This window comes from Onishia niordana (assembly GCF_004798965.1).
Taxonomy (GTDB): Bacteria; Pseudomonadota; Gammaproteobacteria; order Pseudomonadales; family Halomonadaceae; genus Onishia; species Onishia niordana.
This window is the reverse complement of sequence record NZ_SDSD01000004.1, coordinates 67,060-92,452: the sequence shown is the minus strand read 5'-3', so window position 1 is coordinate 92,452 and position 25,393 is coordinate 67,060. Positions and strand designations below refer to the sequence as shown.

At 60.5% G+C, this 25,393-nt stretch carries 26 protein-coding genes; 22 read left to right on the top strand and 4 right to left on the bottom strand.

The features are described 5' to 3' along the window. Positions 1-25: 25 nt before the first annotated feature. Genes thiE through ETC27_RS09310 form a run of 4 tightly spaced genes read right to left on the bottom strand, consistent with a single transcriptional unit; the run spans position 26 to position 3,775 of the window. Positions 26-688 carry a thiamine phosphate synthase gene (gene thiE / locus ETC27_RS09325; protein ID WP_136254726.1) on the bottom strand — a complete coding sequence of 221 codons (663 nt, stop codon included), beginning with the start codon at positions 686-688 and terminating at the stop codon, positions 26-28. Between the two features lie 2 nt (positions 689-690). Continuing rightward, positions 691-1,515: a bifunctional hydroxymethylpyrimidine kinase/phosphomethylpyrimidine kinase gene (thiD, locus tag ETC27_RS09320; RefSeq protein ID WP_136254725.1), complete on the bottom strand. Its 825-nt coding sequence runs from the start codon at positions 1,513-1,515 to the stop codon at positions 691-693. Between the two features lie 23 nt (positions 1,516-1,538). Next, a complete protein-coding gene (gene hemJ / locus ETC27_RS09315) occupies positions 1,539-1,970 on the bottom strand; it encodes a protoporphyrinogen oxidase HemJ (protein WP_136254724.1) in 432 nt (143 codons plus the stop codon). A gap of 53 nt (positions 1,971-2,023) precedes the next feature. Continuing rightward, positions 2,024-3,775 carry a chloride channel protein gene (locus ETC27_RS09310; protein WP_136254723.1) on the bottom strand — a complete coding sequence of 584 codons (1,752 nt, stop codon included), beginning with the start codon at positions 3,773-3,775 and terminating at the stop codon, positions 2,024-2,026. A gap of 136 nt (positions 3,776-3,911) precedes the next feature. Here ETC27_RS09310 and argC point away from each other — a divergent pair, with 136 nt between their 5' ends. The 22 genes from argC to glmU all read left to right on the top strand — a co-directional run bounded on the left by argC (position 3,912) and on the right by glmU (position 25,310). After that, complete coding sequence (gene argC / locus ETC27_RS09305) at positions 3,912-4,946, top strand: N-acetyl-gamma-glutamyl-phosphate reductase (RefSeq protein ID WP_136254722.1); 1,035 nt, start codon at positions 3,912-3,914, stop codon at positions 4,944-4,946. A 215-nt stretch (positions 4,947-5,161) separates the two neighbouring features. Next, positions 5,162-5,524 (top strand): iron-sulfur cluster insertion protein ErpA, encoded by a 363-nt coding sequence (gene erpA, locus ETC27_RS09300; RefSeq protein WP_136254721.1) that lies wholly within the window; start codon positions 5,162-5,164, stop codon positions 5,522-5,524. Between the two features lie 104 nt (positions 5,525-5,628). After that, entirely contained in the window at positions 5,629-6,393 is a 765-nt protein-coding gene (locus tag ETC27_RS09295; protein ID WP_136254720.1) for a transporter substrate-binding domain-containing protein, read from the top strand. Positions 6,394-6,538: 145 nt separating this feature from the next. Continuing rightward, the gene (locus ETC27_RS09290; protein ID WP_136254719.1) at positions 6,539-7,210 is read left to right on the top strand and encodes an amino acid ABC transporter permease; all 672 of its coding nucleotides are present in this window, start codon (positions 6,539-6,541) and stop codon (positions 7,208-7,210) included. A 40-nt stretch (positions 7,211-7,250) separates the two neighbouring features. After that, positions 7,251-8,024: an amino acid ABC transporter ATP-binding protein gene (locus tag ETC27_RS09285; RefSeq protein WP_136254718.1), complete on the top strand. Its 774-nt coding sequence runs from the start codon at positions 7,251-7,253 to the stop codon at positions 8,022-8,024. Between the two features lie 617 nt (positions 8,025-8,641). Next, entirely contained in the window at positions 8,642-10,537 is a 1,896-nt protein-coding gene (gene mnmG / locus ETC27_RS09280; RefSeq protein ID WP_136254717.1) for a tRNA uridine-5-carboxymethylaminomethyl(34) synthesis enzyme MnmG, read from the top strand. After that, positions 10,534-11,190, top strand: coding sequence for a 16S rRNA (guanine(527)-N(7))-methyltransferase RsmG (gene rsmG, locus ETC27_RS09275; RefSeq protein WP_136254716.1), 657 nt, complete (start codon positions 10,534-10,536; stop codon positions 11,188-11,190). The genes mnmG and rsmG overlap by 4 nt, the downstream gene beginning before the upstream one ends. A gap of 71 nt (positions 11,191-11,261) precedes the next feature. Continuing rightward, the gene (locus ETC27_RS09270; RefSeq protein ID WP_136254715.1) at positions 11,262-12,032 is read left to right on the top strand and encodes a ParA family protein; all 771 of its coding nucleotides are present in this window, start codon (positions 11,262-11,264) and stop codon (positions 12,030-12,032) included. A gap of 127 nt (positions 12,033-12,159) precedes the next feature. After that, positions 12,160-13,089, top strand: coding sequence for a ParB/RepB/Spo0J family partition protein (locus tag ETC27_RS09265; protein WP_136254714.1), 930 nt, complete (start codon positions 12,160-12,162; stop codon positions 13,087-13,089). A gap of 228 nt (positions 13,090-13,317) precedes the next feature. Further along, positions 13,318-13,704: an ATP synthase subunit I gene (locus ETC27_RS09260; RefSeq protein WP_136254713.1), complete on the top strand. Its 387-nt coding sequence runs from the start codon at positions 13,318-13,320 to the stop codon at positions 13,702-13,704. A gap of 14 nt (positions 13,705-13,718) precedes the next feature. After that, positions 13,719-14,543 (top strand): F0F1 ATP synthase subunit A, encoded by an 825-nt coding sequence (atpB, locus tag ETC27_RS09255; protein WP_136254712.1) that lies wholly within the window; start codon positions 13,719-13,721, stop codon positions 14,541-14,543. A 57-nt stretch (positions 14,544-14,600) separates the two neighbouring features. After that, positions 14,601-14,828 (top strand): F0F1 ATP synthase subunit C, encoded by a 228-nt coding sequence (gene atpE / locus ETC27_RS09250; RefSeq protein ID WP_136254711.1) that lies wholly within the window; start codon positions 14,601-14,603, stop codon positions 14,826-14,828. Between the two features lie 75 nt (positions 14,829-14,903). After that, complete coding sequence (locus tag ETC27_RS09245; RefSeq protein ID WP_136254710.1) at positions 14,904-15,374, top strand: F0F1 ATP synthase subunit B; 471 nt, start codon at positions 14,904-14,906, stop codon at positions 15,372-15,374. Positions 15,375-15,385: 11 nt separating this feature from the next. Beyond that, on the top strand, positions 15,386-15,925 hold the full coding sequence (locus tag ETC27_RS09240; protein WP_136254709.1) for a F0F1 ATP synthase subunit delta: 540 nt from the start codon (positions 15,386-15,388) through the stop codon (positions 15,923-15,925). Between the two features lie 16 nt (positions 15,926-15,941). After that, complete coding sequence (atpA, locus tag ETC27_RS09235; RefSeq protein ID WP_136254708.1) at positions 15,942-17,486, top strand: F0F1 ATP synthase subunit alpha; 1,545 nt, start codon at positions 15,942-15,944, stop codon at positions 17,484-17,486. Between the two features lie 76 nt (positions 17,487-17,562). Further along, entirely contained in the window at positions 17,563-18,447 is an 885-nt protein-coding gene (gene atpG / locus ETC27_RS09230) for a F0F1 ATP synthase subunit gamma (protein ID WP_136254707.1), read from the top strand. A gap of 81 nt (positions 18,448-18,528) precedes the next feature. Next, positions 18,529-19,905, top strand: a complete 1,377-nt coding sequence (gene atpD, locus ETC27_RS09225) for a F0F1 ATP synthase subunit beta (RefSeq protein ID WP_136254706.1) — start codon at positions 18,529-18,531, stop codon at positions 19,903-19,905. A gap of 39 nt (positions 19,906-19,944) precedes the next feature. After that, complete coding sequence (locus ETC27_RS09220) at positions 19,945-20,373, top strand: F0F1 ATP synthase subunit epsilon (RefSeq protein ID WP_136254705.1); 429 nt, start codon at positions 19,945-19,947, stop codon at positions 20,371-20,373. A 144-nt stretch (positions 20,374-20,517) separates the two neighbouring features. Continuing rightward, positions 20,518-21,891, top strand: a complete 1,374-nt coding sequence (gene mgtE, locus ETC27_RS09215; RefSeq protein ID WP_136254704.1) for a magnesium transporter — start codon at positions 20,518-20,520, stop codon at positions 21,889-21,891. A 122-nt stretch (positions 21,892-22,013) separates the two neighbouring features. Beyond that, positions 22,014-22,811 carry an undecaprenyl-diphosphate phosphatase gene (locus tag ETC27_RS09210; protein WP_136254703.1) on the top strand — a complete coding sequence of 266 codons (798 nt, stop codon included), beginning with the start codon at positions 22,014-22,016 and terminating at the stop codon, positions 22,809-22,811. A 10-nt stretch (positions 22,812-22,821) separates the two neighbouring features. Further along, complete coding sequence (locus ETC27_RS09205; RefSeq protein WP_136254702.1) at positions 22,822-23,943, top strand: FAD:protein FMN transferase; 1,122 nt, start codon at positions 22,822-22,824, stop codon at positions 23,941-23,943. Further along, complete coding sequence (gene glmU / locus ETC27_RS09200; RefSeq protein WP_136254701.1) at positions 23,940-25,310, top strand: bifunctional UDP-N-acetylglucosamine diphosphorylase/glucosamine-1-phosphate N-acetyltransferase GlmU; 1,371 nt, start codon at positions 23,940-23,942, stop codon at positions 25,308-25,310. The genes ETC27_RS09205 and glmU overlap by 4 nt, the downstream gene beginning before the upstream one ends. The last annotated feature ends 83 nt before the right edge of the window (positions 25,311-25,393 follow it).

The window sequence follows — 25,393 nt, the reverse complement described above, 5'->3', positions numbered from 1 at the left end:
TCTCGGTGAGCACCCTGTGGATAAGCTATGGATGATGCGTTGCCATGGTCAAATGCCGGTTAAGCTCAATGACGCGCGACTCGGGATCCTGCACCGCAAATACCGCCTCGACGGCGGCGGCAAGCTCCGCGCCTGCCTCACGCACTGTGGTGATGTTATCCACCGTGATGCCGCCGATCGCGCCCCGCGGCAAGCCAAAACGTCCGGCCTGCTCGAGCAGCGACAGCGGCGCCGGCGGCGCGGTGGGTTTGGTACGCGAGGCAAAGAAACGGCCGAAGGCCAAGTAGGATGCCCCTTCGGCCGCCGCCTTTTCGGCAAGATCCAGCCGATCATGGCAGGTAACGCCGATGATGGCGGTAGGCCCCAGCTGGTAGCGAGCATCGCTCACAAGACCATCCTGCTGACCAAGATGCACCCCGACTCTCCAGTGGCCGGCCCGCCGGAGGCGTGCGGCCAGCGCCACGTCATCGTTGATGATCAAAGGCACCTCATACGCCGCACAACGTGCGGCAAGTTCGTTTGCCTGACGCCAACGCTTGTCAGCGTCGTCGGACTTGTCGCGGTACTGCAGCAACGCCAGACCACCGCGCAACGCTGCCTCGCAGGCGCTCAGCAGGCGCTCATCATCGGGCAACAGGGTCTCATCGGTGATGGCGTAGACACCGCGTGTCCAGGCAGGCTCGTACATCGTCACTCCGAAGTATGCGCAGGGCTCGTATGGCGCCAAAGACGGCGTGGCAAGGCCTGACCATCGGCTGGACGCCAGCCGTGGCGTAATGTCTGCCACGTGTATTCCTGGGCCATCTCACAGGCCTGAATCAGACTTTCGCCTGCCGCTAGATAGGCGGCCAGTGAGGCCGCCAGCGTACAGCCCGACCCATGAAAACTGCCGGCCAGACGCGGCCACTGCCATTGGCGGCCATTGTCCGGCGTATGCAGGGTGTGGACAACCTTGTCGGCAGCGCTTCCCGTCACCGGCGAATCAGTGCCGGTGACCAGTACCGCCTGGCATCCCTCCGCCATCAGCGCGATGGCGCGATCGGTATCATTGTCCCAGCCCGGGTCGGTGAGTCTTGCCAGTTCCGCCCGGTTTGGCGTCAGGATATCTACCCGTGGCAGAAGCCGCTCATGGAAGGCATCGATCAACTCGGCTGAGCTCAGCTCGTGTCCACCTCCGGCGCGAAGCACCGGATCGACCACCACCGGAACACCGGGATAGCGGCGCACGATATCGACCACCGCATCGAGGCTTTCAAGGTCTGCCACCAGCCCAACCTTGATCGCCGAGACCGTGAACTCCCCCAGCGCCGCGGCCATGGCGCGCATATCATCACCGCGACAGGGCATGACAGTGCTGACATCACGGCTATTCTGCACGGTCAAAGCGGTGGGGATGGTCAGCGGCCAGGCACCACAAGCGGCAATGGCCTCGACATCAGCGGTTAGCCCGGCGCCGCCGCTGGGATCGTGGCCTGCCAGCACCAGCACTACCGGCAGTTGGCGAAGGTCATGCATTCCATACTCGTCGGCATCTGGCATCAGAACGGCTTGACCACCGCCAGGATGACAACCAGCACCAGCACAACGACCGGCGCCTCATTGAACCAGCGGAAAAATACATGTGATTTTTGGCAGGTGCCGGCAGCCAGTTTCTTCATATAGGCCAGGCAGACGTGGTGATAGCCGATCAGCAACACCACCAGGGAAAGCTTGGCATGCATCCAGCCCTGACTCATCAATCCCGGCACCAGAGCCAGCATACTCGCGCCCAGCACGATCACCGCAATCATCGACGGCATCATGATGCCGCGATACAACTTGCGCTCCATGGTCGTGAAGTAGCTGATGGCCTGATCATCACCGGCATCACGCGCCGTGGCGTGATAGACGAACAGCCGCGGCAGGTAGAAAAGCGCGGCAAACCAGGTCACCACGGCGATCAGGTGAAAGGCCTGAATCCATAAATACATAATCACTCCTCAAGAGTCGTCCCTGCGTTAGCGGCCCGGCGGACCACGCTTGCTCACGGCATGTAGCGATAGTAGTTTTCAATGCTTTCACGGGTGATGATACCGGAAATACGCCGCTTGATCGGCCCCATCGAGGTTTCGACATAAAGCGCATCCACTCGTGCCTCGTTGAGCCGGTCCAGCGCCTCGCTGAGGGTCGCCTCAAGGTGGATAGGCGCCATGTCCAGACGCTGGCCGGGCACTTCGAGCAGGTCGATCTGCTCCTCCTTGGCCCAGGCGTCTTCATCAAGCAACACACGCGCCAGATCCGCCGCCTTGAGCGCCAGGGTCGGCTTGTCGTCCCGGGAGCGCACGATCACTACCCAGACCGGCTTGGCATGCAGCATCGCCTCGGCTTCCTCGCGGCCAACCCGGCGCTGGCTGCGCACCAGGCTGCGCTCCATCACCGCCGGTACCGATACTCGGGATAGCGCCTGTGCCAGCGGCTGCTGCAGTGGATGAAGGCCATGACGCGTCAGGTTGATGAAGAAGCCCTCGCAGCGACACAACCGCCTTGCCGTGAGGCCTGCGATAACCACCGCCAGCATGCCGGGCAGAATGATATTGGGATTGTGCGTCAGTTCGAGAAGGGCCATCAGTGCCGCCAGCGGCGCCTGCAAGACTGCCCCCATCATCGCCGCCATGCCCAGCATGGCGAACAGTGACGGGTCTGCCGCCGCTTCGGGCCATAACCACTGTCCCAGTAGACCAAACAACGCGCCGGCCGCGGCGCCTGAAACCAGCACAGGGCCGATGATGCCGATGGGAAGACCGCTCGCCACGGTAAGCGCGGTCAGCCCCAGCTTGGCGAGCGCCAGCGCCACCAGCACATTCACGGCCACCTCGCCATCCAGAGTGGAGGCCAAACTGTCGTAGCCGATGCCTTGTACCTCTGGATACCACCAGGCGACCCCGCCCACGGCGAGAGCCACCAAGGTCAGACGAGCCTTGATCGGCCAGGCGGCAAAACCGGTCTTTAACTTCGACAGGCGAATGAACCCGCCGGACAGCAGGCCAATCCCCAGTGCACTGAGGAGAATCCACGACAGGTTCAGCCAGGAATCCAGCGCGACGCTTGAGGTATGAAAGGCCGGCTGAGTGGCATAAACCAGCTGGGCGACGACCGCCCCCATGCTGGACGCCAGGATCACCGGCATGAAGCCCGCAATGGTGTACTCCATCATTACCACTTCCATGGCAAAGATGACCCCGGCGATCGGCGTATTGAAGGACGCCGATATGCCGGCTGCCGTCCCGCAGGCCACCAGTACACGCAGGCTATTGTGAGGCAGGCGAAGGTGCTCACCGATCCCGCAGACCGCCGCCGCGCCGAGATGTATCGCCGGGCCTTCCCGGCCCGCCGAAAGACCACCCAGCACCGACACCACCCCGACCCACCATTGGTTGAGCCAGTTACGCAGCGGGAATCGCCCCTGATGATAGGTCAGTCGCTCAATCACGTGACCGACACCGAGCTTGCGTGCCGCCGGTGGCTGGCGCCATAGCCCTACCCCAATCAGGGCGACCGCCGCCAACGGCAACAACGCCCGGCACCAGGCCGGCAATCCCTCGAAGGCCTCGGAATCCGCGCCGGGCATGAAAACCAGCGCCCCCAGGTCCAGCAGCAGTTGGAAGCCCACCATCAGGCTGCCGGTGACAATCCCGGCGATCGTCCCCAGCACGCAGAGCTGGGGAAGAGATTCGACATTGGCCAGTTTACGACGAAAGGTCGCAAGGCTCAGGTCGGGAAAATGAGGGCGTGGCACGGTGGCGCTTCCTTGACCATGGGACTCATGATGGGAGGGTGATTTCACCTGTCATTGACTGACAGGTGTATCATACCGGGACCATCTCTTCAGACTCGACCCCGTAGGGTCGGCCAGCTACCTAAGGAGGGACATCGTGATCAAGGTGGGCATTGTCGGAGGCACCGGCTATACCGGCGTCGAATTGCTGAGGCTGCTTGCCCAGCATTCCCAGGTCGAAGTCGCGGCCATTACCTCGCGTTCCGAAGCGGGCCTCGCTGTCGACGAACTCTATCCCAACCTGCGCGGCCACTACCCGGAACTGTACTTCACTGCCCCGGATGCAGACGTGCTCGGCCGCTGTGATGCCGTCTTCTTCGCCACGCCGCATGGTGTCGCTCATGCGCTGGCCGGCGATCTGCTAGAGCGCGGTACCCGAGTGATCGATCTTTCCGCCGACTTCCGTCTGGAAGATGCCGAGGAATGGGCACAGTGGTACGGGCAACCCCACGGCGCTCCCGAGCTGCTTGAAGAAGCCGTCTATGGGCTGCCGGAGGTCAACCGCGAGGCCATACGAGAGGCACGCCTGATTGCGGTTCCAGGCTGCTACCCCACCGCCGTGCAACTGGGCCTCCTGCCGCTTTTAGAAAGCAGCCTGATCGATATCGAGCATGTGATCGCCGACTGCAAGTCAGGCGTCACCGGCGCCGGTCGCGGCGCCAAGGTCGGCTCACTGCTCGCTGAAGCCAGCGAATCCATGAAGGCCTATGGCGCCAGCGGACATCGCCATTTGCCCGAGATCCGCCAGGGCCTGGGTCGCGCGGTCCAGGCACCGGTAGGCCTGACCTTCGTTCCTCACCTGACGCCGATGATCCGCGGTATCCACGCAACGCTCTACGGACGATTGACACAGGAGCCTGGCGATCTGCAGGCGCTATTCGAGGCGCGCTTCAAGGACGAACCGGCTGTCGACGTCATGCCCGCAGGCAGTCACCCCGAGACCCGCAGCGTCAAGGGCAGCGATATCTGCCGGCTGGCCGTACATCGCCCCGGCGACGGCGACACCGTGGTGGTGCTTTCTGTGATCGACAACCTGGTCAAGGGCGCCTCCGGCCAAGCCATCCAGAACCTCAACCTGATGTTCGGCTTCGACGAGATGGCAGGCCTCCAGGCACCGGCGCTGATGCCCTGATTTCCCTCCCCATTGGCGAGCCACGGGGACAAGGCGCCGTAAGGGTCTTTTTCCAGGGAAGGAAAAAGTAGCGTACAGGGAGGTATTAACAGCGCCCTTGCGGCGTCTAGTGTCCAGTAGGCGTCGCCCGCAACCCCTCAAAAGTTGACCCTTTTGCTGGGGATTGTGGATAATCATGCCATGTACCCCATTCCATCAACCGCGGGAGAATCTCCATGAGCGGTGCTGAATCTTTTGATCCTGACGCCCTGAAGCCGATGCAGCTATCGCCTAGCGCCCAGCGGCGCCTGCGCGGGCTGATCACGGAAGAGGGCAATGCGGCTCTCAAGCTGCGTGTCTACGTCACCGGCGGTGGTTGTTCGGGCTTCCAGTACGGCTTCGATTTCGCCGACGATGCCAGCGACGACGATACCCTGATTGCCTTCGACGACGTTTCGATGATCGTCGACCCTCTGTCGTATCAGTATCTGGTCGGCTCAACGGTCGACTTTGAGGAAGGCCTTGCCGGCGCGCGTTTCGTGATCCAGAACCCCAACGCTACCAGCACCTGTGGCTGTGGTGCCTCCTTCATGGTGTAAATCGCCGTCAAATTGGCACTTTTTTCTTCAACTTGACGCTTCCCCGGGAACTCGCCATTGTTAAAGGCGTGTTCCACAAACAAAATTTCCAAACGGGGAACTTCATGACAACTGCATATAAAAAAGCGTCACTGCTTTCCTCCCTGGCGCTTGGCCTCGGCATGTCCACGCTTGCCAGTGCCGCCGATCAGCCAACTCTCGACGTGGTCACCGACCCAAGCTTTGTGCCCTTCGAGATGATGGATACCGAGTCCGGTGAGATGGTCGGCTTCGACATGGACATCATCAACGAGGTCGCCGATCGCGCCGGCTTCGATGTCAATCTGAATACCATGGACTTCAACGGCATCATCCCGGCCATCCAGACCGGAAACGTTGATATTGCCATCGCCGGCATCACCATTACCGAAGAGCGCAGCGAGATCGTCGATTTCTCCGACCCCTACTACGATAGCGGTCTGCGCATCATGGTCGCCGCCAACAACGATAGCGTCGAAACCATCGATGACCTGACGGGAATGACCGTCGGCACCAAGATCGGCTCAACCAGCTACGACTACCTGACCGAGAACCTCGGTGACGACGCTACCATCACGCCCTACCCGGGCAGCTCCGACATGTACATGGCCCTGCTCGGCGGCAGCGTCGATGCGGTCTTCTATGACGCCCCCAACGTCGGCTATTTCTCCAAGACCCGCGGTGAAGGCCGTGCCAAGGTCGTGGGGCCCCTCTACGAAGGTCAGCAGTACGGCATCGCGCTGGTCAAAGGCAGCGACTGGGTCGAACCCGTCAACGAGGCCCTCGCGTCGATGCGTGAAGATGGCACCTACGACGAGATCCACGAAAAATGGTTTGGCAGCGCTGAATAACGCGACAAGCCATGACGGTGTCTGATGGCTTATCGCACGCCTAGACACCGCTGGTCGCACGGGGTCGGGTCGCTAGGCTCGACCCCTTTGCGTGGTGCCCTTTGCATCCCTCTATCTGACGAAGCTTCTGGACGGGAGATCCCTCGTGGACGTCACCTTTCAATTCGACTGGCAGGCCGCCATATCCTCGATTCCCTACCTGCTGACGGGGATTCCCTATACCTTGCTGATCTCCTTCGGTGGTCTCGCCATCGGCTTTCTGATCGGCATCCTGTTTGGTCTCTTGCGCATTAGCCCGACTGTCTGGCTACGCATCCCGGCCATCACTTACATTGAAATATTTCGCGGCACCCCAGTGCTGGTGCAGGTGCTCTTCATCTTCTATGGCCTGCCACAGATCATCGGGGGTCCGGTCAATGCGCTGGTGGCCGGCATCGCCGCCATCGCCGTCAATTCCGGCGCCTATATCTCCGAAATCGTGCGCGGCGGAGTGCAGTCCATCGAACGCGGTCAACGTGAAGCCAGTCTTTCGCTGGGCCTGTCGCGCACGCAATCGTTCCGCTACGTGATCTGGCCCCAAGCGTTTCGCCGCATGATTCCCTCGCTTGGCAATCAAGGCATCATCAGCATCAAGGATACCTCGCTGTTCTCGGTGATCGGTGTGGGCGAGCTGGTCCGTCAGGGTCAGATCTACATCGCCACCACTTTCAGCGCCCTGGAGGTCTATCTGATGGTCGCCATGCTGTATCTCGCCATCACCCTCAGTCTCTCGCTGGCCCTGCGCCTGCTTGAGCGCAAGGGGCTGGTAGGTCAATAACGCCGGCACAACGAACATCGGTACAACGAGGGAACCGATCATGACAGATATCAAGACAGAGGCCGGCGCCGAGCCCATCGTGCGTATGGAAAAGGTCAACAAGTTCTTCGGCAGCCTTCACGTGCTGCAAGACATTGAGCTTTCGGTCAGCCACGGCGAGGTCGTAGTGGTCATCGGGGCCAGTGGCTCAGGCAAGTCGACACTAATCCGCTGTATCAATGGACTAGAGGAATTCCAGCACGGCCATATCGATGTCGATGGCAATGAACTGCTGCCAAATGGCAAGAGCAGCAAGTCCCTGCAGACCATTCGCACCGAGGTCGGCATGGTCTTCCAGCAGTTCAACCTATTCCCCCATCTCAGCGTTCGCGACAACGTCACCCTGGCCCCCATCAAGGTCCGTGGCCTCAGTGAAAAGCAGGCGAGCGACAGCGCCAACCGACTGCTGGAGCAGGTCAATATCGCCGACCAGGCCGACAAGCTTCCGGGCCAGCTTTCAGGCGGCCAACAGCAGCGTGTGGCGCTAGCCAGGGCGCTGGCCATGGAACCCCGGCTAATGCTCTTCGACGAGCCCACATCGGCCCTTGACCCGGAAATGATCGGTGAAGTGCTGGATGCCATGCGTGAACTGGCCGATGCAGGCATGACGATGATGATAGTCACGCATGAGATGGGCTTTGCTCGAGAGGTGGCGGATCGCGTGATCTACATTCATAAGGGGCAGATCGTCGAACAGGGCAAGCCGGAAGCCGTGTTCGACAACCCTCAGAATGAACGCACCAAGAGCTTCCTGGGACGAGTCCTCAAACACTGATGAAGCGTCGGTGAATGGTCGGTGATCGTGACCTAAATCGTTTCTATATGGCTCCGCCAGGCCATCACGTCTGCGGATAATGGCACCTCAAAGGGCCTGTCGACTTCTCGACAGGCCCTTTTTTTGGCTGTGGACAAGTTTTTTTCAGAAAGGCGCCGAATCGTCCCATGACCGGCAGCATCAGCGACTTCACGCCGGTTGCTTTCGGATGTTGATCGCCACGGTAACAACCCGGCCTGGGCTCGGTGGATAACCTTGGGCTATTTGAGTCTGTGGACAAAGGCCTCTTTCATCCACAGGCTCATGACATGCTGTACGCATCTCCTCCGCCGTTTTTCACACGATTGGTCAACATTACAGCGTATTGATAAATATACAAATAGCGAGGTTTTCCACAGAAAGTGTCCACACCAGTAGTAGCAACAACAACAGAACTTCTCTTTTATTTAATTTGTATTTTATATTAAGTCCGGTTCACAGAGGGTCGAATACAAATCCGGGTGTGGAAAACCCCTGACGGTTACCCACAGGAGGTTTATACTCTGCGGCTGATTTCTCACCCCGTCGTTTGACGACGGCTATGGACACGGCGCCATCGGCGCCATTCGAGGTGCAACGTGGATTACCCCGACCGTTTTGACGTCATCGTCATCGGCGGAGGCCATGCGGGAACCGAAGCCGCCCTGGCCTCTGCTCGCATGGGTGCCAAGACCCTGCTGCTGACCCACAACATCGAGACGCTCGGCCAGATGTCCTGCAATCCCGCCATCGGCGGAATCGGCAAGAGTCATCTGGTCAAGGAAATCGATGCGCTCGGCGGCGCCATGGCGCTGGCCACCGACCTGGGAGGCATCCAGTTCCGTCGGCTCAATGCCCGCAAGGGACCGGCAGTTCGCGCCACTCGCGCTCAGGCAGACCGAGTCCGCTACAAGGCGGCGATTCGCGGCATGCTGGAGAATCAGCCCAACCTGACGATTTTCCAGCAGTCGGCAGGCGACTTGATCGTCGATGGCGACACCGTACGTGGTGCGGTAACCGAAACCGGTATCCGCTTCCTCGGCGAAAGCGTGGTGCTATGCACCGGTACCTTCCTGGGCGGCGTGATTCATATCGGTCTCGACCAGAGCCTGGGTGGCCGTGCCGGTGACGCACCGTCCAACGCCCTGGCAAAACGTCTGCGGGCACTGCCGTTCAATGTGGCAAGATTGAAGACCGGTACACCGCCACGCATCGATGCTCGCAGTGTCGATTTCAGTGGCCTCGAGGAGCAGCCCGGTGACAGCCCGACGCCGGTGATGTCGTATCTTGGCAGCCGTGATATGCATCCTGAGCAAGTCAGCTGCCATATCGCGCATACCAATGAGCGCACTCACGAGATTATCTTCGCCAATCTTGATCGGTCGCCGATGTATTCAGGCTCCATCGATAGCGTCGGTCCGCGCTATTGCCCGTCCATCGAAGACAAGGTGCATCGCTTCGCCGACAAGGCGAGCCACCAGATCTTTGTCGAACCCGAAGGGCTAGATACCCACGAGCTCTACCCCAACGGGATTTCTACCTCGTTGCCTTTCGACGTGCAGCTTGAGGTAGTGCGCTCGATCAAGGGGATGGAGAACGCGCATATCACGCGTCCAGGCTATGCCATCGAGTACGATTTCTTCGATCCGCGAGATCTGAAGCACACCCTGGAAACCAAGTTTGTCCACAACCTGTACTTCGCCGGCCAGATCAACGGTACCACCGGTTACGAAGAAGCCGGCGCCCAGGGGTTGCTGGCGGGACTTAACGCCGCTCGGCGCGCCAAGGGACTTGAGGGTTGGTCACCGCGGCGCGATCAGGCCTACCTCGGCGTGCTGGTCGACGACCTGATCACCCTGGGCACTCAAGAGCCCTATCGGATGTTTACCTCGCGGGCCGAATATCGCCTGCTGCTGCGTGAAGACAACGCGGACCTGCGGCTGACCGAGATCGGCCGGGAGCTGGGACTGGTCGATAACACTCGCTGGGCTGCCTTCTCTGCCAAGCGTGACGCTATCGAGCAAGAGCTTGAGCGACTCAGGGTCAGCTTTGTGCAGCCAGGCAGCAACGCTGCGACAACGCTTGAGGCGAAGACCGAGAAGCCGCTGACTCGTGAGTACAGCCTTACCGAACTGCTGCGTCGGCCGGAATTCGAATACGCCGATATAGCCAGTCTCACCGGTGAGCCGGTCGAGGATCCCGCGGTCGCCGAACAGGTACAGATTCAGGTCAAGTATCAGGGCTATATCGATCGGCAGCAGGAAGAGATCGACAAGCTCAAGCGTCACGAGGCGACGCCATTGCCGGCGGATCTGGATTACCAGCGCGTCGATGGGCTTTCCCACGAAATTCGCCAGAAGCTTGAAGCCGCTCGTCCCGAGACCCTGGCGCATGCCGGGCGCATCTCTGGCGTGACGCCGGCGGCGGTGTCGATTCTGCTGATCTATCTGAAGAAGCGCCGCCTGCTCGACGACAGCCAGGCGCAGAGCGCATGAATCAAAGCCTCTCTAACGCGATTCCTGACACCGTGGCCGCAAGGCTTGATGAGGGACTTGCCGCGCTCAATATCGCGCCTGATGTCGATCAGCGCGCGCGCCTACTGGGTCTGCTGGCGCTGTTGCACAAGTGGAATCGCGCCTATAACCTCACCGCGGTACGCTCGCTCGATGACATGGTGACCAAACACCTGCTCGATAGTGCTTCGGTGCTTGACCATGTGCGTGGCCCACGCCTGCTCGACGTCGGCGCAGGACCGGGTCTACCGGGACTGGTACTGGCGATTCTCAAGCCTGAGCTTGATGTCACCCTGCTCGACAGCAATGGCAAGAAGGTCCGCTTTCAGCGTCAGGCGGTATTCGAGCTGGGGTTGACCAATGTCACGCCCAGTCAGGCACGGGTCGAGTCTTTCGAGGCTGCCCCCTTCGATCAGGTGATTTCCCGGGCCTTTGCGAGTCTTGAGGATTTCATCGGCCTGACGGGGACGTTGCTTGCAACGGACGGTCAGTGGCTTGCCATGAAAGGTAAGGCCGGTGATGAGGAACTCGCCGGCTTGCCTGATGAAGTGGCACTCATCGAGCGACGGGCCCTTGCCGTACCCGGAGAGGAAGGCGCCCGACACCTGCTGACGCTGGCTCGTCGTACCGACTGAAGCAGTGCTGCAATGCGACCAACAAGGCTACCCCGGTTTTCAGGGAGCCGGACCCAGGAAGGATGCCGCTCGTGACCAAAATCATCGCCTTGACCAACCAGAAGGGTGGGGTGGGCAAGACCACCACGGCCGTTAATCTCGCCGCTAGCCTGGCCTCGCTCGACCGCCGCGTGTTGTTGGTCGACCTTGACCCGCAGGGCCATGCCACCATGGGCAGTGGTGTCGATAAGCACGAGCTTGATGGCAGCGTTCTCGATGTACTGCTGGGCGACAAGCGCGCCGCCGAGGTCATTCTGGACTGCCCCGATGCGGGCTATGCCCTGTTACCTGGCAATGGCGACCTGACCGCCGCTGAGGTCGCGCTACTCGACCGTGATGAAGGCCGTGAACGTTGCCTGCAGGGCGCCATCCAGAGCGTCGCGAGCGAATACGACGTGGTGCTGATCGACAGCCCGCCTTCGCTCAATATGCTGACCGTCAACGCGCTGACCGCCGCTCACGGCGTACTGATTCCGCTACAGTGCGAGTTCTATGCTCTTGAGGGGCTATCGGCGTTGCTCGATACCGTCGAGCAGATTCAGGCAAGCGTTAACCCAAGCCTTGAGGTGCTGGGTATCGTGCGGACTATGTACGATGCGCGTAACAGCCTGACTCGCGACGTCAGCAAGCAGTTGACGGACTACTTCGGTGATGGCTTGCTCAAGACCACCATCCCCCGCAACGTACGCGTCGCCGAAGCCCCAAGCCATGGTTTGCCGGTGACCAAGTATGCCCGCTTCTCGCGGGGCAGCCAGGCCTACCGAGTACTTGCCAAGGAGCTGATCCGCCGCCAGCTGATCTAGCCCGCTGCCGATTGGATCGCGGAGCAATCAGCGAGTTGCCGCTAGTGCATGGATGTGAAACCGCGCCCGAGTGGCCATGGTGGTCGCAGGGGGATTGAAATGTTGGATCGATTTCGAGGATTGCCAGATGACGCGTAAGCGAGCCCTGGGACGAGGCCTGGATGCCCTGATCGGTGCCGGCTCCCGCCATCGCTCCCTCCAGCCGGAGGACACTCTTGAGGCTGTCGACGGCGAGGCTCTGGTGCCGATCGATGCAGCGGACGAATTCGAGCCCAAGGATCAGGAACGCCTCGAGCGCCTGCCGCTTGGGCAGCTGGTACGCGGCAAGTATCAGCCTCGTCGCGATATCCAGCCCGAGGCCCTGGAAGAACTGGCCGACTCGATCCGTGCCCAGGGGGTCATGCAGCCCATCGTGGTGCGTCCAATCGATGAGGATCGCTACGAGATCATCGCCGGTGAACGGCGCTGGCGGGCGGCACAGCTGGCCGAGCTCGATGTCATCCCTGCGGTGATTCGTGAGGTCAGCGATCAGGTGGCCCTGGCGCTGGCGGTCATCGAGAACATCCAGCGCGAAAACCTCAATCCCGTCGAGGAGGCCATGGCCCTCAAGCGCCTGCAAGACGAGTTCGAGCTGACACAACAGCAGGTTGCCGATGCAGTGGGCAGGTCGCGTGCCCAGGTTGCCAATCTGATGCGGTTGTTGTCGCTGGACCCGGAAGTTCAAACGCTGCTCGAGCGTGGCGACCTGGATATGGGGCATGCCCGCGCTCTGCTCGCGCTTTCCGGCGCGGCGCAGCGCTCGGCAGCCCATGAGGTGGTCGACAAGGACCTGACCGTGCGAGCCACCGAGGCGTTGGTCAAACAGCGCCTTGAAGGGGCGCCGGCCAAGCCCGAGAGCGATCCCCGGTCGACGGATGTGGTGCGCCTCGAGACTCAGCTAGGTGAATTGCTCGGTGCGCCGGTGAAAATTCAGCATGGGCGCAGTGGCAAAGGACGCTTGACCATCCGCTACACAAGCCTTGATGAGCTGGACGGTATCTTGGGTCATATTCACTAGACCCAGCTAGACATATATTCGGTTCATCTTCTTTTAGCAAGCTAACGTAATTTGCCGACGTTTAGCGGGCTATTAGTCGTAGTATTCGGCAATATCGTCCAAAATCGCGTTGGCTTTGGTTGAAGCTGCCTTGGCCCTTCCCTATAATCGCGCCGGAGTTTGTCGTGTATATACGCGAAAAAAATAGGTAATCGTCAGCGTGAGACGGCGCAACGCAGGGGGTAAACGGTGGCAGCCAAGCTCAAGCGACCACCCGTTGTACGCCTGTTGGTGGCACAGAGCCTCATGCTGGCCGTGGTTAGTATTGGTGGCATGCTGGCCGCCGGGGTTGGCGGCAGTCTATCGGCATTGACCGGCAGTGGAGTGGCCCTGCTACCCAATGCTTATTTTGTCTGGCGTGCCTTCCGCTATTACCGCGCGCCTCATTCCCGGCAAATGGTCAACGGGTTTTATCGAGCCGCGGCCGGAAAGTTCGGTTTGACGGTGGCATTGTTCACGCTGGTATTCGTGCTAGTGCCACCCTCAAATCCCACTTTCTTCTTTGGCGCTTACGTGGCGACGCTGCTGGTGCATTGGCTGGGCCCTTGGCTCTTGCGTCAACCGTCGCACACCTGAAATCGAGGCAGAGTATGGCAGGCAATAACCCGACTCCTACGGAGTACATCCAGCACCACCTGCAAAACCTGACCTTCGGGCATCACCCGGAAAATGGTTGGTCGATGGCGCATTCCGCTCAGGAAGCCGCCGACATGGGGTTCTGGGCAATTCACGTTGATACCATGGGCTGGTCGATCGCCATGGGTATCCTGTTCATCTGGCTGTTCCGCAAGGTCGGCAAAGCGGCCACTACTGGTGTTCCCGGCAAGTTACAAAGTGCCATCGAGATGGTTTTCGAATTCGTCGAGGGCACGGTCCAAGGCGCTTTCCACGGTAAAAACCCGCTGGTCGCACCGTTGGCCTTGACGCTGTTTGTCTGGATATTCCTGATGAACTTGCTGAAGCTCGTGCCGGTGGATCTGGCCCCTGAGCTTTTTGCCAAGTTCGGCGTCGAGTACATGAAGCTCGTCCCCACCACGGACCCCAACGCCACCCTGGGCATGGCGCTTGGCGTTTTCTGTCTGATCATCTATTACAGCATCAAGGTCAAAGGGGCTGGCGGCTTCGTCAAAGAGCTGTCATTCACTCCGTTCAATCACTGGTCGCTGATTCCCTTTAACCTGGTGATGGAAATCATTGGTCTGCTGGTGAAGCCGCTCAGCCTGGGCCTTCGTCTCTTCGGCAACATGTTCGCCGGCGAGGTGATCTTCATCCTGATCGCCTTGTTGCCGTTCTGGGTCTCTTGGACGCTGAACGTACCCTGGGCCATATTCCACATTCTCGTTATCACGTTGCAGGCGTTCATCTTTACCGTGCTGACGGTGGTCTATCTGAACTCTGCCCACGAGCATCACTGAATCACGTATCACCCGATAAACCCTTAACCTTTATCTCAACTCGATAGGAGTATCACCATGGAACTCGTCTACATTGCTGCCGCTCTCATGATTGGCCTTGGCGCCCTCGGCACCGCTATCGGCTTCGCCCTGCTGGGTGGCAAGCTGCTCGAAACTACTGCTCGTCAACCAGAGATGGGTGATCACCTGCAGACCAAGACCTTCCTGATGGCAGGTCTGCTGGACGCCGTTCCGATGATTGGCGTGGGTATCGCGATGTACCTGATTTTCGTCGTCGCCGGCTAACAATTGGCATACCGAGCGCATGGCGCTCGGTTGGCTTGTTTCCGGTTGCCACGAATCTGTCAGAGGTACGCCCCTGTGAATATCAACATGACGCTTATCGGGCAAATGATTGCTTTTGCGATCTTTGTCTGGTTCTGCACAAAGTATGTGTGGCCGCCGATCAGCACTGCGCTCCATGAGCGCCAGAAGAAGATCGCCGATGGCCTGGACGCTGCCAGTCGCGCTACACGCGATCTCGAGGTGGCCCAAGAAGAGGCCAACAAGACGCTGCGTGAGAGCAAGGAACAGGCAGCAGAAATCCTGGAGCAGTCCCATAAGCGGTCCAGCCAGATGATCGAGGAAGCACGTGAGCAGGCTCGCCAAGAAGGCGAACGCATGATCACCACTGCCAAGTCCGAGATCGATCAGGAAGTGAACCGCGCACGGGAAGAGCTGCGCTCTCAGGTGTCGCACCTGGCCGTTGTCGGTGCAGAGCGCATCCTGGAATCTTCGATCGACGAGAAGAAGCACCGTGAACTTGTCGACAAACTGGCCAACGAGCTTTAAGGAGGTGATCCATGACGGGAACGTCTACCGTCGCACGTCCTTACGCTAAAGCGGCCTTCGAATACGCGCTTGGCAAATCGGCGCTCGAAGACTGGTCCGGAATGCTGGCAACGCTGGCGCAGGTCGCCCAAGACGGCGACGTACGTGAGCGCGTACTGAGCAACCCGCAGATGACCAGCGCCCAGAAAGCGGATCTGCTCATTGATCTCTGCGGTGACGCCGTGAACGACGAGGTCGGCAATTTTCTGCGCCAAGTTGGTTCCAAGGGGCGCTTAGCTGCTCTGCCAGCTATCGCCGAGAAGTTCGAGCTGCTCAAGGCCCAGCAAGAAAAACGCATGGACGTGAATATCGTCTCTGCCTATGCGCTGGACGAAGCCCAGCAGGAAAAGCTCGCGAGTGCACTGGCCAAGCGTCTGAACCGCGAAATCTCCATTACCTCTCAGGTGGACTCCACCCTCATTGGAGGCGTCATCCTGCGCGCCGGCGACACCGTCATCGACGGGTCGGTGCGCGGTCGACTGAATCGCCTCCATGAGGCCCTTTCCGCTTGAGTCTGAGGGACACGGCATGCAGCAACTGAATCCTTCCGAGATCAGCGACATCATCAAGCAGCGTATCGAAAAGCTGGATGTCGCATCTGAAGCCCGTAACGAGGGCACCATCGTCAGCGTGTCTGACGGTATCGTGAAGATCCACGGTCTTGCCGACGCAATGTTCGGCGAGATGATCGAATTCCCCGGCGGCATCTACGGCATGACGCTGAACCTTGAGCGCGATAGCGTCGGCGCCGTCGTGCTTGGCGACTATCAGCACCTCGAAGAGGGCATGACCGCTCAATGTACCGGTCGCGTTCTCGAGGTCCCGGTAGGCCGGGAGCTGATCGGCCGCGTGGTCGATGCGCTGGGTAACCCCATCGATGGCAAGGGCGACATCAACGCTGAGTTGACCGATGCGGTAGAAAAGGTCGCGCCGGGCGTCATCACCCGTCAGTCCGTCGATCAGCCGATCCAGACCGGTCTGAAGTCGATTGACGCCATGGTGCCGATCGGTCGTGGTCAGCGCGAGTTGATCATCGGCGACCGCCAGATCGGTAAGTCGGCGATCGCCATCGACGCGATCATCAACCAGAAAGGCAAGGGCATCACCTGCGTCTACGTAGCGATCGGTCAGAAGCAGTCGACCATTGCCAACGTGGTACGCAAGCTCGAAGAGCACGGTGCCATGGAACATACCATCGTGGTGGCGGCCGGCGCAGCCGATCCGGCCCCGATGCAGTTCCTCGCCGCCTACTCTGGTTGCACCATGGGCGAATACTTCCGCGACCGTGGCGAAGACGCGATGATCGTCTATGACGATCTGTCCAAGCAGGCCGTGGCCTACCGCCAGACCTCGCTGTTGTTGCGTCGTCCGCCGGGCCGTGAAGCCTTCCCGGGTGACGTCTTCTATCTCCACTCCCGTCTGCTCGAGCGCGCCGCGCGCGTCAATGCCGACTACGTTGAGAAGTTCACCAACGGTGAAGTCAAGGGCAAGACCGGCTCGCTGACCGCGCTGCCGATCATCGAGACCCAGGGCGGCGACGTCTCGGCGTTCGTTCCGACCAACGTGATCTCCATCACCGACGGTCAGATCTTCCTCGAGACCAACCTGTTCAACTCCGGTATTCGTCCGGCGATCAACGCCGGTTTGTCGGTATCGCGTGTCGGCGGCTCGGCTCAGACCAAGATCGTCAAGAAGCTCGGCGGTAGCGTGCGTCTGGCGCTGGCTCAGTACCGTGAGCTGGCGGCATTCTCTCAGTTCGCTTCTGATCTTGACGAAGCGACGCGCAAGCAGCTCGAGCACGGTCAGCGTGTCACCGAGCTGATGAAGCAGAAACAGTACTCGCCGATGTCAGTAGCCGATATGGCGCTTACTCTGTATGCCGCCAACGAAGGCTTCCTGGACGATGTCGACGTCAACAAGGTGCTCGACTTCGAGCATGCTCTGCATGCCTACATGAAGGATGAGCACGGCGATCTGCTCGACAAGATCAATGCCAGCGGCGACTACAACGACGAGATCAAGTCAGGCCTCAAGGCTGGTCTCGAGAAGTTCAAGGCCACTCAGAGCTGGTGATTTCCCGGCCCGGTCAGGGCGTGTCCCGGCCGGGCCACGGATGTTTCTGAGGGCCACGAACGAAAGGTAGATCGCTATGGCAGCTGGAAAAGAGATACGCACCCAGATCGGGAGCATCAAAAATACGCAGAAGATCACCAGCGCCATGGAAATGGTCGCTGCGTCGAAAATGCGTAAAGCTCAGGAGCGCATGTTGGCTAGTCAGCCTTATGCGCGCCAGATCCGTAATGTCGTTGGTCATATTGCCAATGCCAACCCCGAGTATCGCCATGACTATATGGTCGAGCGCGAGGTCAAGCGGGTTGGTTACATCGTGGTCTCGACTGACCGCGGCCTGTGCGGTGGCCTGAACGCTAATCTGTTCAAGGCCGTGCTCAAGGATGCCAAGGCGTGGCAGGACAAGGGCGTCGAGCTCGACTTCTGTGCGCTGGGCGCCAAGGCCAGCGGCTTCTTCCGTAAGTACGGTGGACGCCTGGTGTCAGCATCGAGCGGTATGGGCGAAGCCCCTGAGATCGAAGATTTGATCGGCAGCGTCAAGGTGATGCTCGAAGCCTACGATGCGGGCGAGCTGGACCGGCTTTACGTGGTGAACAATCAGTTCGTCAACACCATGACGCAAAAGCCGGCCGTTCGGCAGCTGCTGCCGTTGTCTCCCGATATGGGTGCCGACAACTCGCAAGACGAAGAACACAGCCGTCCCGCAAACTGGGACTACCTGTATGAGCCGGATGCCAAGGTGCTGCTGGACCGGCTGCTGGTGCGCTTCATCGAATCCCAGGTCTATCAGGGCGTGGTCGAGAACGCGGCCTGCGAACAGGCTGCGCGGATGATCGCGATGAAGAGTGCCACTGACAATGCCGGCGACCTGATCGACGAGCTTCAACTGGTGTACAACAAGGCCCGTCAGGCTGCGATTACCCAGGAAATCTCCGAGATCGTTGGCGGCGCGGCAGCCGTATAGCGCCACTGGGCCGGGCCGTCGCATGGTGACTGGCCGCCCAGGCACACAGGTTTCATTTGCAGGTATCTAAGAGGAACCAAGATGAGCGGACGTATCGTACAGATCATCGGCGCGGTGATTGACGTAGAGTTTCCGCGGGACGCAGTTCCCAAGGTCTACGACGCGCTGAATGTCTCGCAGAGCGAGACCGTACTCGAGGTCCAGCAGCAGCTGGGCGACGGCGTGGTTCGCACCATCGCCATGGGCTCCACCGAAGGCCTCAAGCGGGGCACCGAGGTCGAGAACACCGGTGCAGCCATCTCCGTGCCGGTCGGTAAGGAAACGCTGGGCCGTATCATGAACGTGCTCGGTCAGCCGATCGACGAAGCCGGTGACATCGGCGAGCAGGAACGCATGCCGATCCACCGCAAGGCCCCGGGCTACGCGGATCAGGCAGCGACCAGTGAACTGCTCGAGACCGGCATCAAGGTCATCGACCTGGTCTGCCCGTTCGCCAAGGGCGGTAAGGTCGGCCTGTTCGGCGGCGCCGGCGTCGGCAAGACCGTCAACATGATGGAGCTGATTCGCAACATCGCCACCGAGCACAGCGGTTACTCCGTGTTCGCCGGCGTGGGCGAGCGTACCCGTGAGGGTAACGACTTCTATCATGAGATGACTGAATCCAACGTTATCGACAAGGTATCGCTGGTCTACGGTCAGATGAACGAGCCGCCCGGAAACCGCCTGCGTGTGGCCTTGACCGGCCTCACCATCGCCGAGAAGTTCCGCGATGAAGGTCGTGACGTGCTGTTGTTCGTCGACAACATCTATCGTTACACCCTGGCCGGTACCGAGGTATCTGCACTGCTGGGCCGTATGCCGTCGGCGGTAGGCTATCAGCCGACCCTGGCCGAAGAGATGGGTGTCCTGCAGGAGCGCATCACCTCCACCAAGGATGGCTCGATCACGTCCGTTCAGGCCGTCTACGTGCCCGCGGATGACTTGACCGACCCCTCGCCGGCTACCACCTTCTCGCACCTCGATGCGACCGTGGTATTGGCACGCTCGATCGCCGAGCTGGGTATCTACCCGGCCATCGATCCGCTCGATTCCACTTCGCGTCAGCTCGATCCGCTGGTGGTTGGTGATGAGCACTACGACACGGCTCGCCGTGTGCAGGGTGTTCTGCAGCGCTACAAGGAACTCAAGGACATCATCGCGATCCTGGGCATGGATGAGCTGTCTGACGAAGACAAGCTGGCCGTGAACCGGGCGCGTAAGATCCAGCGCTTCCTGTCGCAGCCGTTCTTCGTGGCCGAGGTGTTTACCGGTTCGCCGGGTAAATACGTGTCCCTCAAGGAAACCATCCGTGGCTTCCAGGGCATCCTCAATGGCGATTACGACGAGCTGCCGGAGCAGGCCTTCTACATGGTTGGTACCATCGACGAAGCCGTCGAGAAAGCCAACTCCATGAAGTAAGGTCGTCCACCCTACGGGAGCCCCAGAGGGGACATAGCTATGGCGAAAAGCTTCAAGTGCGAGATCGTCAGCGCCGAGGCTTCGATCTTTTCCGGAGTCGTCGAGCAGGTGATTGCGGCGGGCATGATGGGTGACCTGGGAATTCTCCCGGGGCACACTCAGCTGCTTACCGAGCTCTCGCCGGGCCCGGTGCGGGTCATTCACGACGGTGGTCAGGAAGAGCATTACTACGTCACGGGCGGCTTCCTCGAAGTCCAGCCCGAAATCGTGACCATTCTTGCTGACACCGCCGTGCGCGCCGACGATCTGGATGAGGCGGCTGCCGAAGAGGCCCGCCAGCATGCACTGAGGGAACTCAACGACAGCAACGCTGACCTTGATTACACGCGCGCTTCATCAGAGCTCGCCGAGGCCGTTGCCCAGTTGCGGACCATTCAGCAATTGCGCAAGAAAGCCGGCAGGGGTTAAGCCTTACCCTTAGCCGTCCGCGACGCCCCTTGAACCCTGGGTTCAAGGGGCGTTTTTGTGTCGATACCGACCGTTTTGTCACACTCTTCGCAGTATCGTCGAGCAGCGGGCCAGAAGAGATTGGATCGGAGTCAGGAGAATGCCATGGCAATGACAGACAGCCCGCAGTCCGACAAGTCGCTGCTCGAGACCGCTCTTGCACAGCATGACCGGGAAACTCTCGAGGGTTTGCTTGTCAAGCGGCGTTCCGCCGATGTCGCCGAGCTGCTCGAGGAGTTCGTCGATGAGGACGATGACGAGGCCGCAGCGATTGCCCTGCTGGAGTCACTGTCGCCTGAGCGGGGCGGCAATGTCTTTAGCTACCTGCGAGACGAGACACAGCAGCGGCTCGCCGCCGGCATGGCCGACCAGCCTCTTGTGACGCTACTTGAAGAGATGGGCTCGGACGAGCGAGCCGACTTCTTCAACCTGATCGGCGAGGATCGTCGCGAGGACCTGCTGCGGCGTATGGCCCGACACGAGCGCGAGGAAGTGCTGCTGCTGGCGAGCTACGAGAAAGGGTCTGCCGGGGCATTGATGACCGCCGACTATGTGGCCATCCCCGCTGGGTTGAGTGTGTCCCAGGCAATGATGCGGGTCCGCCAGACGGCCCCGGATGCAGAGACCGTCTACCAGGTCTATATCATTGATGGTGTCGGCCGGCTAAAAGGTACGCTGTCGCTGCGTCAGTTGATCGTAGCGCGTCCCGGGGCGGCGGTGGCCGATCTGATGATTCAGAATGTTATCCACACCCGGGTGGATGCCGAGCAGGAAGATGTGGCTAAGCTGGTGGCCCGCTATGATCTTTTGGCGGTCCCGGTGGTCGATGACGGCGAGCGTCTGGTGGGTATCGTTACCCATGATGATGCCCTGGACGTGGTCGAGGCCGAGGCCACTGAAGATATCCACAAGGGCATGTCGATCGGCCAGCTCGAGACTGGTGTCAGCCGGGTGCCGCTGTGGAGCCTGTATCGCAAGCGCATCGTCTGGCTGGTGCTGCTGGTGTTCGGCAATCTTTTTTCGGGGGCCGGCATCGCTTACTTCGAGGACACCATCGCCGCTCAGGTGGCACTGGTATTCTTCCTGCCGTTGTTGATCGGCAGCGGCGGCAATGCGGGTGCCCAGGCCGCGACCCTGACCGTGCGCGGCATGGCCACCGGCGATGTCGGGGTGCGCGACTGGGGCAAGCTGATGGGGCGCGAGCTGTTGGTGGCAGGGGCCCTGGGGCTGACCATGGCGCTGGCCGTGGCGCCGATCGGACTGGCGCGCGGTGGCGACACGGTGGCCATCGTGGTGGCAGTGAGCATGATCACCATCGTACTGTTCGGTAGCCTGCTTGGCATGTGCCTGCCCTTCCTGCTTGACCGCCTCGGCTGGGATCCGGCCACCGCCTCGGCGCCGCTGGTTACCACGGTGATCGATGCTTGCGGCGTGGTGATCTACTTCGGCATCGCCCGGCATCTGCTAGCGCTGGGCTAGGAACCTGGGGGTCTCAGTGTAAGTGCCGAGGACAAGCGCGACCGTGACGTGTATCCTCAGGTCCCACTTGTCAGGCGCAGGGGGCGCCTGCCTCGATTTCTTTCTTGGCGACAGTGAACAGCATGGATTGGCTACAGGTCATCGTTCTGGCCCTCGTGCAGGGCATCTCCGAATTCTTGCCGGTGTCGAGTTCGGCCCATCTGGTGTTGGTGCCGGTACTCACCGACTGGCCCGATCAGGGGCTTGCCTTCGACGTGGCCCTGCATGTCGGTAGCCTCTCGGCGGTGGTGGCCTATTTCCGTCACGACTTGGTGAAGATGGTGACGAGCTTCAGTGGCTCATTGGTGGGACGCGGCCAAGACAAGAACTCGCGGCTCGCCTGGTGGGTGATTCTTGCGACCATTCCGGTCGGTTTGGTGGGGCTCGCCTGCAAGGATCTGATCGAGGAAAACCTACGCTCGGCGGTGCTGATCGGTGCCAGCCTAGCCGCTTTCGGGCTGCTGCTGGGCTGGGCGGATTTTCGCCATCGGGGCAGTCGCAGCGAATTTGAGCTTACCTGGAAGGATGCGCTGCTGATTGGCCTCGCCCAGGCCCTGGCGCTGATTCCGGGTACCTCTCGCTCGGGCATTACCATGACCGCAGCATTGATGCTCGGTCTGAGCCGCGAGGCCTCAGCGCGCTTTTCCTTCCTGACATCTATTCCCGTCATCGTGCTGGCCGGTGGTCTCAAGACGCTGGACCTACTCGAATCCCCGATGCCCGTGGACTGGGCGGCGTTGGCTGGAGGCACCCTGCTCTCCGGAATCAGTGCCTACCTGTGCATCCATTACTTCCTGATCTTCATCCACCGTATCGGCATGCAGCCCTTCGTGATCTATCGCGTGGTCCTGGGACTGTGGCTCTTATGGTTCTTCTGGTAGGACAGCGATCATGTCTCGACGCCTTCCCTTGTTCGCGGTTTGCGTGCTGCTTTTCGCGACACTCTTGAGTGGCTGTCGCGAGCCGCTCCGAGAGGCCCCCATTACCCTCAAGGGGCCAATATTTGGCACCTACTACCAGGTGATTCTGGCCGAGCCGATGAGGCGCGACGAGGTCGCAGACATTGAAGCCGGGATACTCGATGAACTGGAGGCGGTCGATGCCTCGATGTCGACCTATCGCGAAGCGTCAGAACTCTCGACGTTCAATCGTTCCCCGATTGGTGAGTGGCAGCCTCTCTCGCCCGAACTGATGCAGGTGCTTGAGCTTAGCCAACAGGTATCGAGGGCGAGCAACGGCGCCTTTGATATCACCGTGGGCGGGCTCGTGAATCTATGGAGTTTCGGCCCCGAGGCGCGCCCTGAATCGGTACCTCCCAACAATCAGCTCGAGGAACGCCTGGCCCAGATCGGCCCCGACAAGGTCGAGCTTGATACGCAGGCCGGTCGAGCTCGACGCCTGAGCGATGTCTATGTGGACCTCTCGGCGGTGGCCAAGGGGTTTGGCGTCGACCAGGTCGCGGACTACCTCGAAGCGGAAGGTATCGAGAATTTCCTGGTCGATATCGGGGGAGAATTGGTGCTGCGTGGCCATCGTGATGCCGATGCGATGCCGTGGCGGGTGGGCGTTGAGGTGCCGAACGAACACCGTCAGGTAGCGCAGTACGTGCTGGCGCTGAGCAATCTCGCTGTTGCCACCTCAGGCGATTATCGCAACTATTTTGAAGAGAATGGTCAGCGCTATTCGCATACGATTGATCCGCGCACCGGACGACCGGTCGAGCATGCGTTGGCCTCGGTGACGTTACTGAGCGACTCCGCCGCCGCTGCCGATGCCTGGGCCACAGCGCTTAGCGTGCTTGGTCCCCAAGCGGCACTGAATACCGCGCGCCGTGAAGGCCTCGCGGTGCTGACGCTAGAGCGCGACGGCGAGGGCTGGGTGAGCCAGGTGAGCCCGGCCTTCGCCGAGCGGGTCGGTGATGCCGCACTCGATAAACTAGGGATTCCGCGACCGGGCCAGGGCCCGGTACAAGACTCGGTTCAAGACGCGGTTCCAGACAACAAGGAGACATGATGACACTCGATGTGGTGATTCTCGCCGCTGGTCAGGGAACCCGGATGCGTTCCCGCAAGCCCAAGGTCCTGCATACGCTGGCAGGCAAGCCGATGGTGCGTCATGTGATCGACACCGCCTCGGGCCTTGGTGCCGACAAACTGCACCTAGTGATCGGCCACGGTGGCGATGCCATGCGCCAGACATTGGGTGATACCGGCGTGCATTTCGCGGTTCAGGAAGAACAGCTGGGTACCGGTCATGCCGTCGCTCAGACACTCGATCAGCTTGGCCACGACAAGGTCCTGGTGCTCTATGGCGATGTGCCGTTGATTCGTCGCGAGACACTGAGCGCATTGCTCGAGCAGGTCGATGAAGACCACATGGGGCTTCTCAGCGTGACCCTTGAGGATCCCAAGGGCTATGGTCGCATTCTGCGCAACTCAGACGGCCAGGTGACGGCCATCGTCGAGCAGAAGGATGCCAGTGAGGCTGAGCGTGCGGTCAAAGAATGCAACACCGGCATCATGGCGATGACCGCTGCCCAGCTGAAACGCTGGTTGCCGCAGTTGTCGGACGATAACCAGCAAGGTGAATACTACCTGACCGACGTGATCGCCATGGCGGCTGCTGAGGGCGTGGGCATCGTCACCGCTCAGCCTGCTGAACCGGTCGAGGTCGAGGGGGTCAACAACCGCCTGCAGCTGGCGCGCCTCGAGCGTGCCTATCAGCAGCGTGTTGCCGAGCGTCTGATGACCGACGGTGTGGCCCTTGCCGACCCGGCACGGATCGATGTGCGCGGCACTCTGACCTGCGGCCGTGATGTCGAGATCGATGTGGGCTGTGTCTTCGAGGGGGATGTGGAACTCGGCGAGGGGGTGCGTATTGGCCCCTATTGCGTGATCCGTGACAGTCACCTCGGCGCCGAGACGGTGGTCGAGTCGCATAGTGTGATCGAGCAGGCGGTGGCCGCGGGCTATAACCAGATTGGTCCTTTCGCCAGGCTGCGCCCCGGCACCCAACTTGCCATCAAGGCCAAGGTCGGCAATTTCGTCGAGACCAAAAACGCCCGGGTCGGTGAGGGTAGCAAGATCAATCACCTGAGCTATGTCGGCGATGCACGGCTGGGCCAGGGTGTGAACGTCGGGGCTGGCACCATCACCTGCAACTACGACGGGGTGAACAAGCATCGCACCGAGATCGGCGATGGGGCCTTCATCGGCTCCAACACTGCCCTGGTGGCACCAGTCAGTGTCGGTGCAGGTGCCATCATTGGGGCCGGCTCGACCATCAGTAAGGACGTTAACGACAATGCGTTGGCAGTGTCTCGTGCGCGTCAGATCAGTAAGGCCGACTGGCCACGCCCGACCCGGATCGTCAGGGACTGACGACTCATTAACTAACATGAATGTATCCGGTCCGGGGCAGAAGATATCGCTCAACACGTCCGGATCGCTACGACGGCTCGACA

Bases quoted from the DNA above. Each gene is read 5' to 3' on its own strand.
- thiE (WP_136254726.1), bottom strand. From the start codon at position 688: ATGTACGAGCCTGCCTGGACACGCGGTGTCTACGCCATCACCGATGAG.
- thiD (WP_136254725.1), bottom strand. From the start codon at position 1,515: ATGCATGACCTTCGCCAACTGCCGGTAGTGCTGGTGCTGGCAGGCCAC.
- hemJ (WP_136254724.1), bottom strand. From the start codon at position 1,970: ATGTATTTATGGATTCAGGCCTTTCACCTGATCGCCGTGGTGACCTGG.
- erpA (WP_136254721.1), top strand. From the start codon at position 5,162: ATGAGCGGTGCTGAATCTTTTGATCCTGACGCCCTGAAGCCGATGCAG.
- ETC27_RS09295 (WP_136254720.1), top strand. From the start codon at position 5,629: ATGACAACTGCATATAAAAAAGCGTCACTGCTTTCCTCCCTGGCGCTT.
- ETC27_RS09285 (WP_136254718.1), top strand. From the start codon at position 7,251: ATGACAGATATCAAGACAGAGGCCGGCGCCGAGCCCATCGTGCGTATG.
- rsmG (WP_136254716.1), top strand. From the start codon at position 10,534: ATGAATCAAAGCCTCTCTAACGCGATTCCTGACACCGTGGCCGCAAGG.
- ETC27_RS09265 (WP_136254714.1), top strand. From the start codon at position 12,160: ATGACGCGTAAGCGAGCCCTGGGACGAGGCCTGGATGCCCTGATCGGT.
- atpB (WP_136254712.1), top strand. From the start codon at position 13,719: ATGGCAGGCAATAACCCGACTCCTACGGAGTACATCCAGCACCACCTG.
- atpE (WP_136254711.1), top strand. From the start codon at position 14,601: ATGGAACTCGTCTACATTGCTGCCGCTCTCATGATTGGCCTTGGCGCC.
- ETC27_RS09240 (WP_136254709.1), top strand. From the start codon at position 15,386: ATGACGGGAACGTCTACCGTCGCACGTCCTTACGCTAAAGCGGCCTTC.
- atpA (WP_136254708.1), top strand. From the start codon at position 15,942: ATGCAGCAACTGAATCCTTCCGAGATCAGCGACATCATCAAGCAGCGT.
- atpG (WP_136254707.1), top strand. From the start codon at position 17,563: ATGGCAGCTGGAAAAGAGATACGCACCCAGATCGGGAGCATCAAAAAT.
- atpD (WP_136254706.1), top strand. From the start codon at position 18,529: ATGAGCGGACGTATCGTACAGATCATCGGCGCGGTGATTGACGTAGAG.
- ETC27_RS09220 (WP_136254705.1), top strand. From the start codon at position 19,945: ATGGCGAAAAGCTTCAAGTGCGAGATCGTCAGCGCCGAGGCTTCGATC.
- mgtE (WP_136254704.1), top strand. From the start codon at position 20,518: ATGGCAATGACAGACAGCCCGCAGTCCGACAAGTCGCTGCTCGAGACC.
- ETC27_RS09210 (WP_136254703.1), top strand. From the start codon at position 22,014: ATGGATTGGCTACAGGTCATCGTTCTGGCCCTCGTGCAGGGCATCTCC.
- ETC27_RS09205 (WP_136254702.1), top strand. From the start codon at position 22,822: ATGTCTCGACGCCTTCCCTTGTTCGCGGTTTGCGTGCTGCTTTTCGCG.
- glmU (WP_136254701.1), top strand. From the start codon at position 23,940: ATGATGACACTCGATGTGGTGATTCTCGCCGCTGGTCAGGGAACCCGG.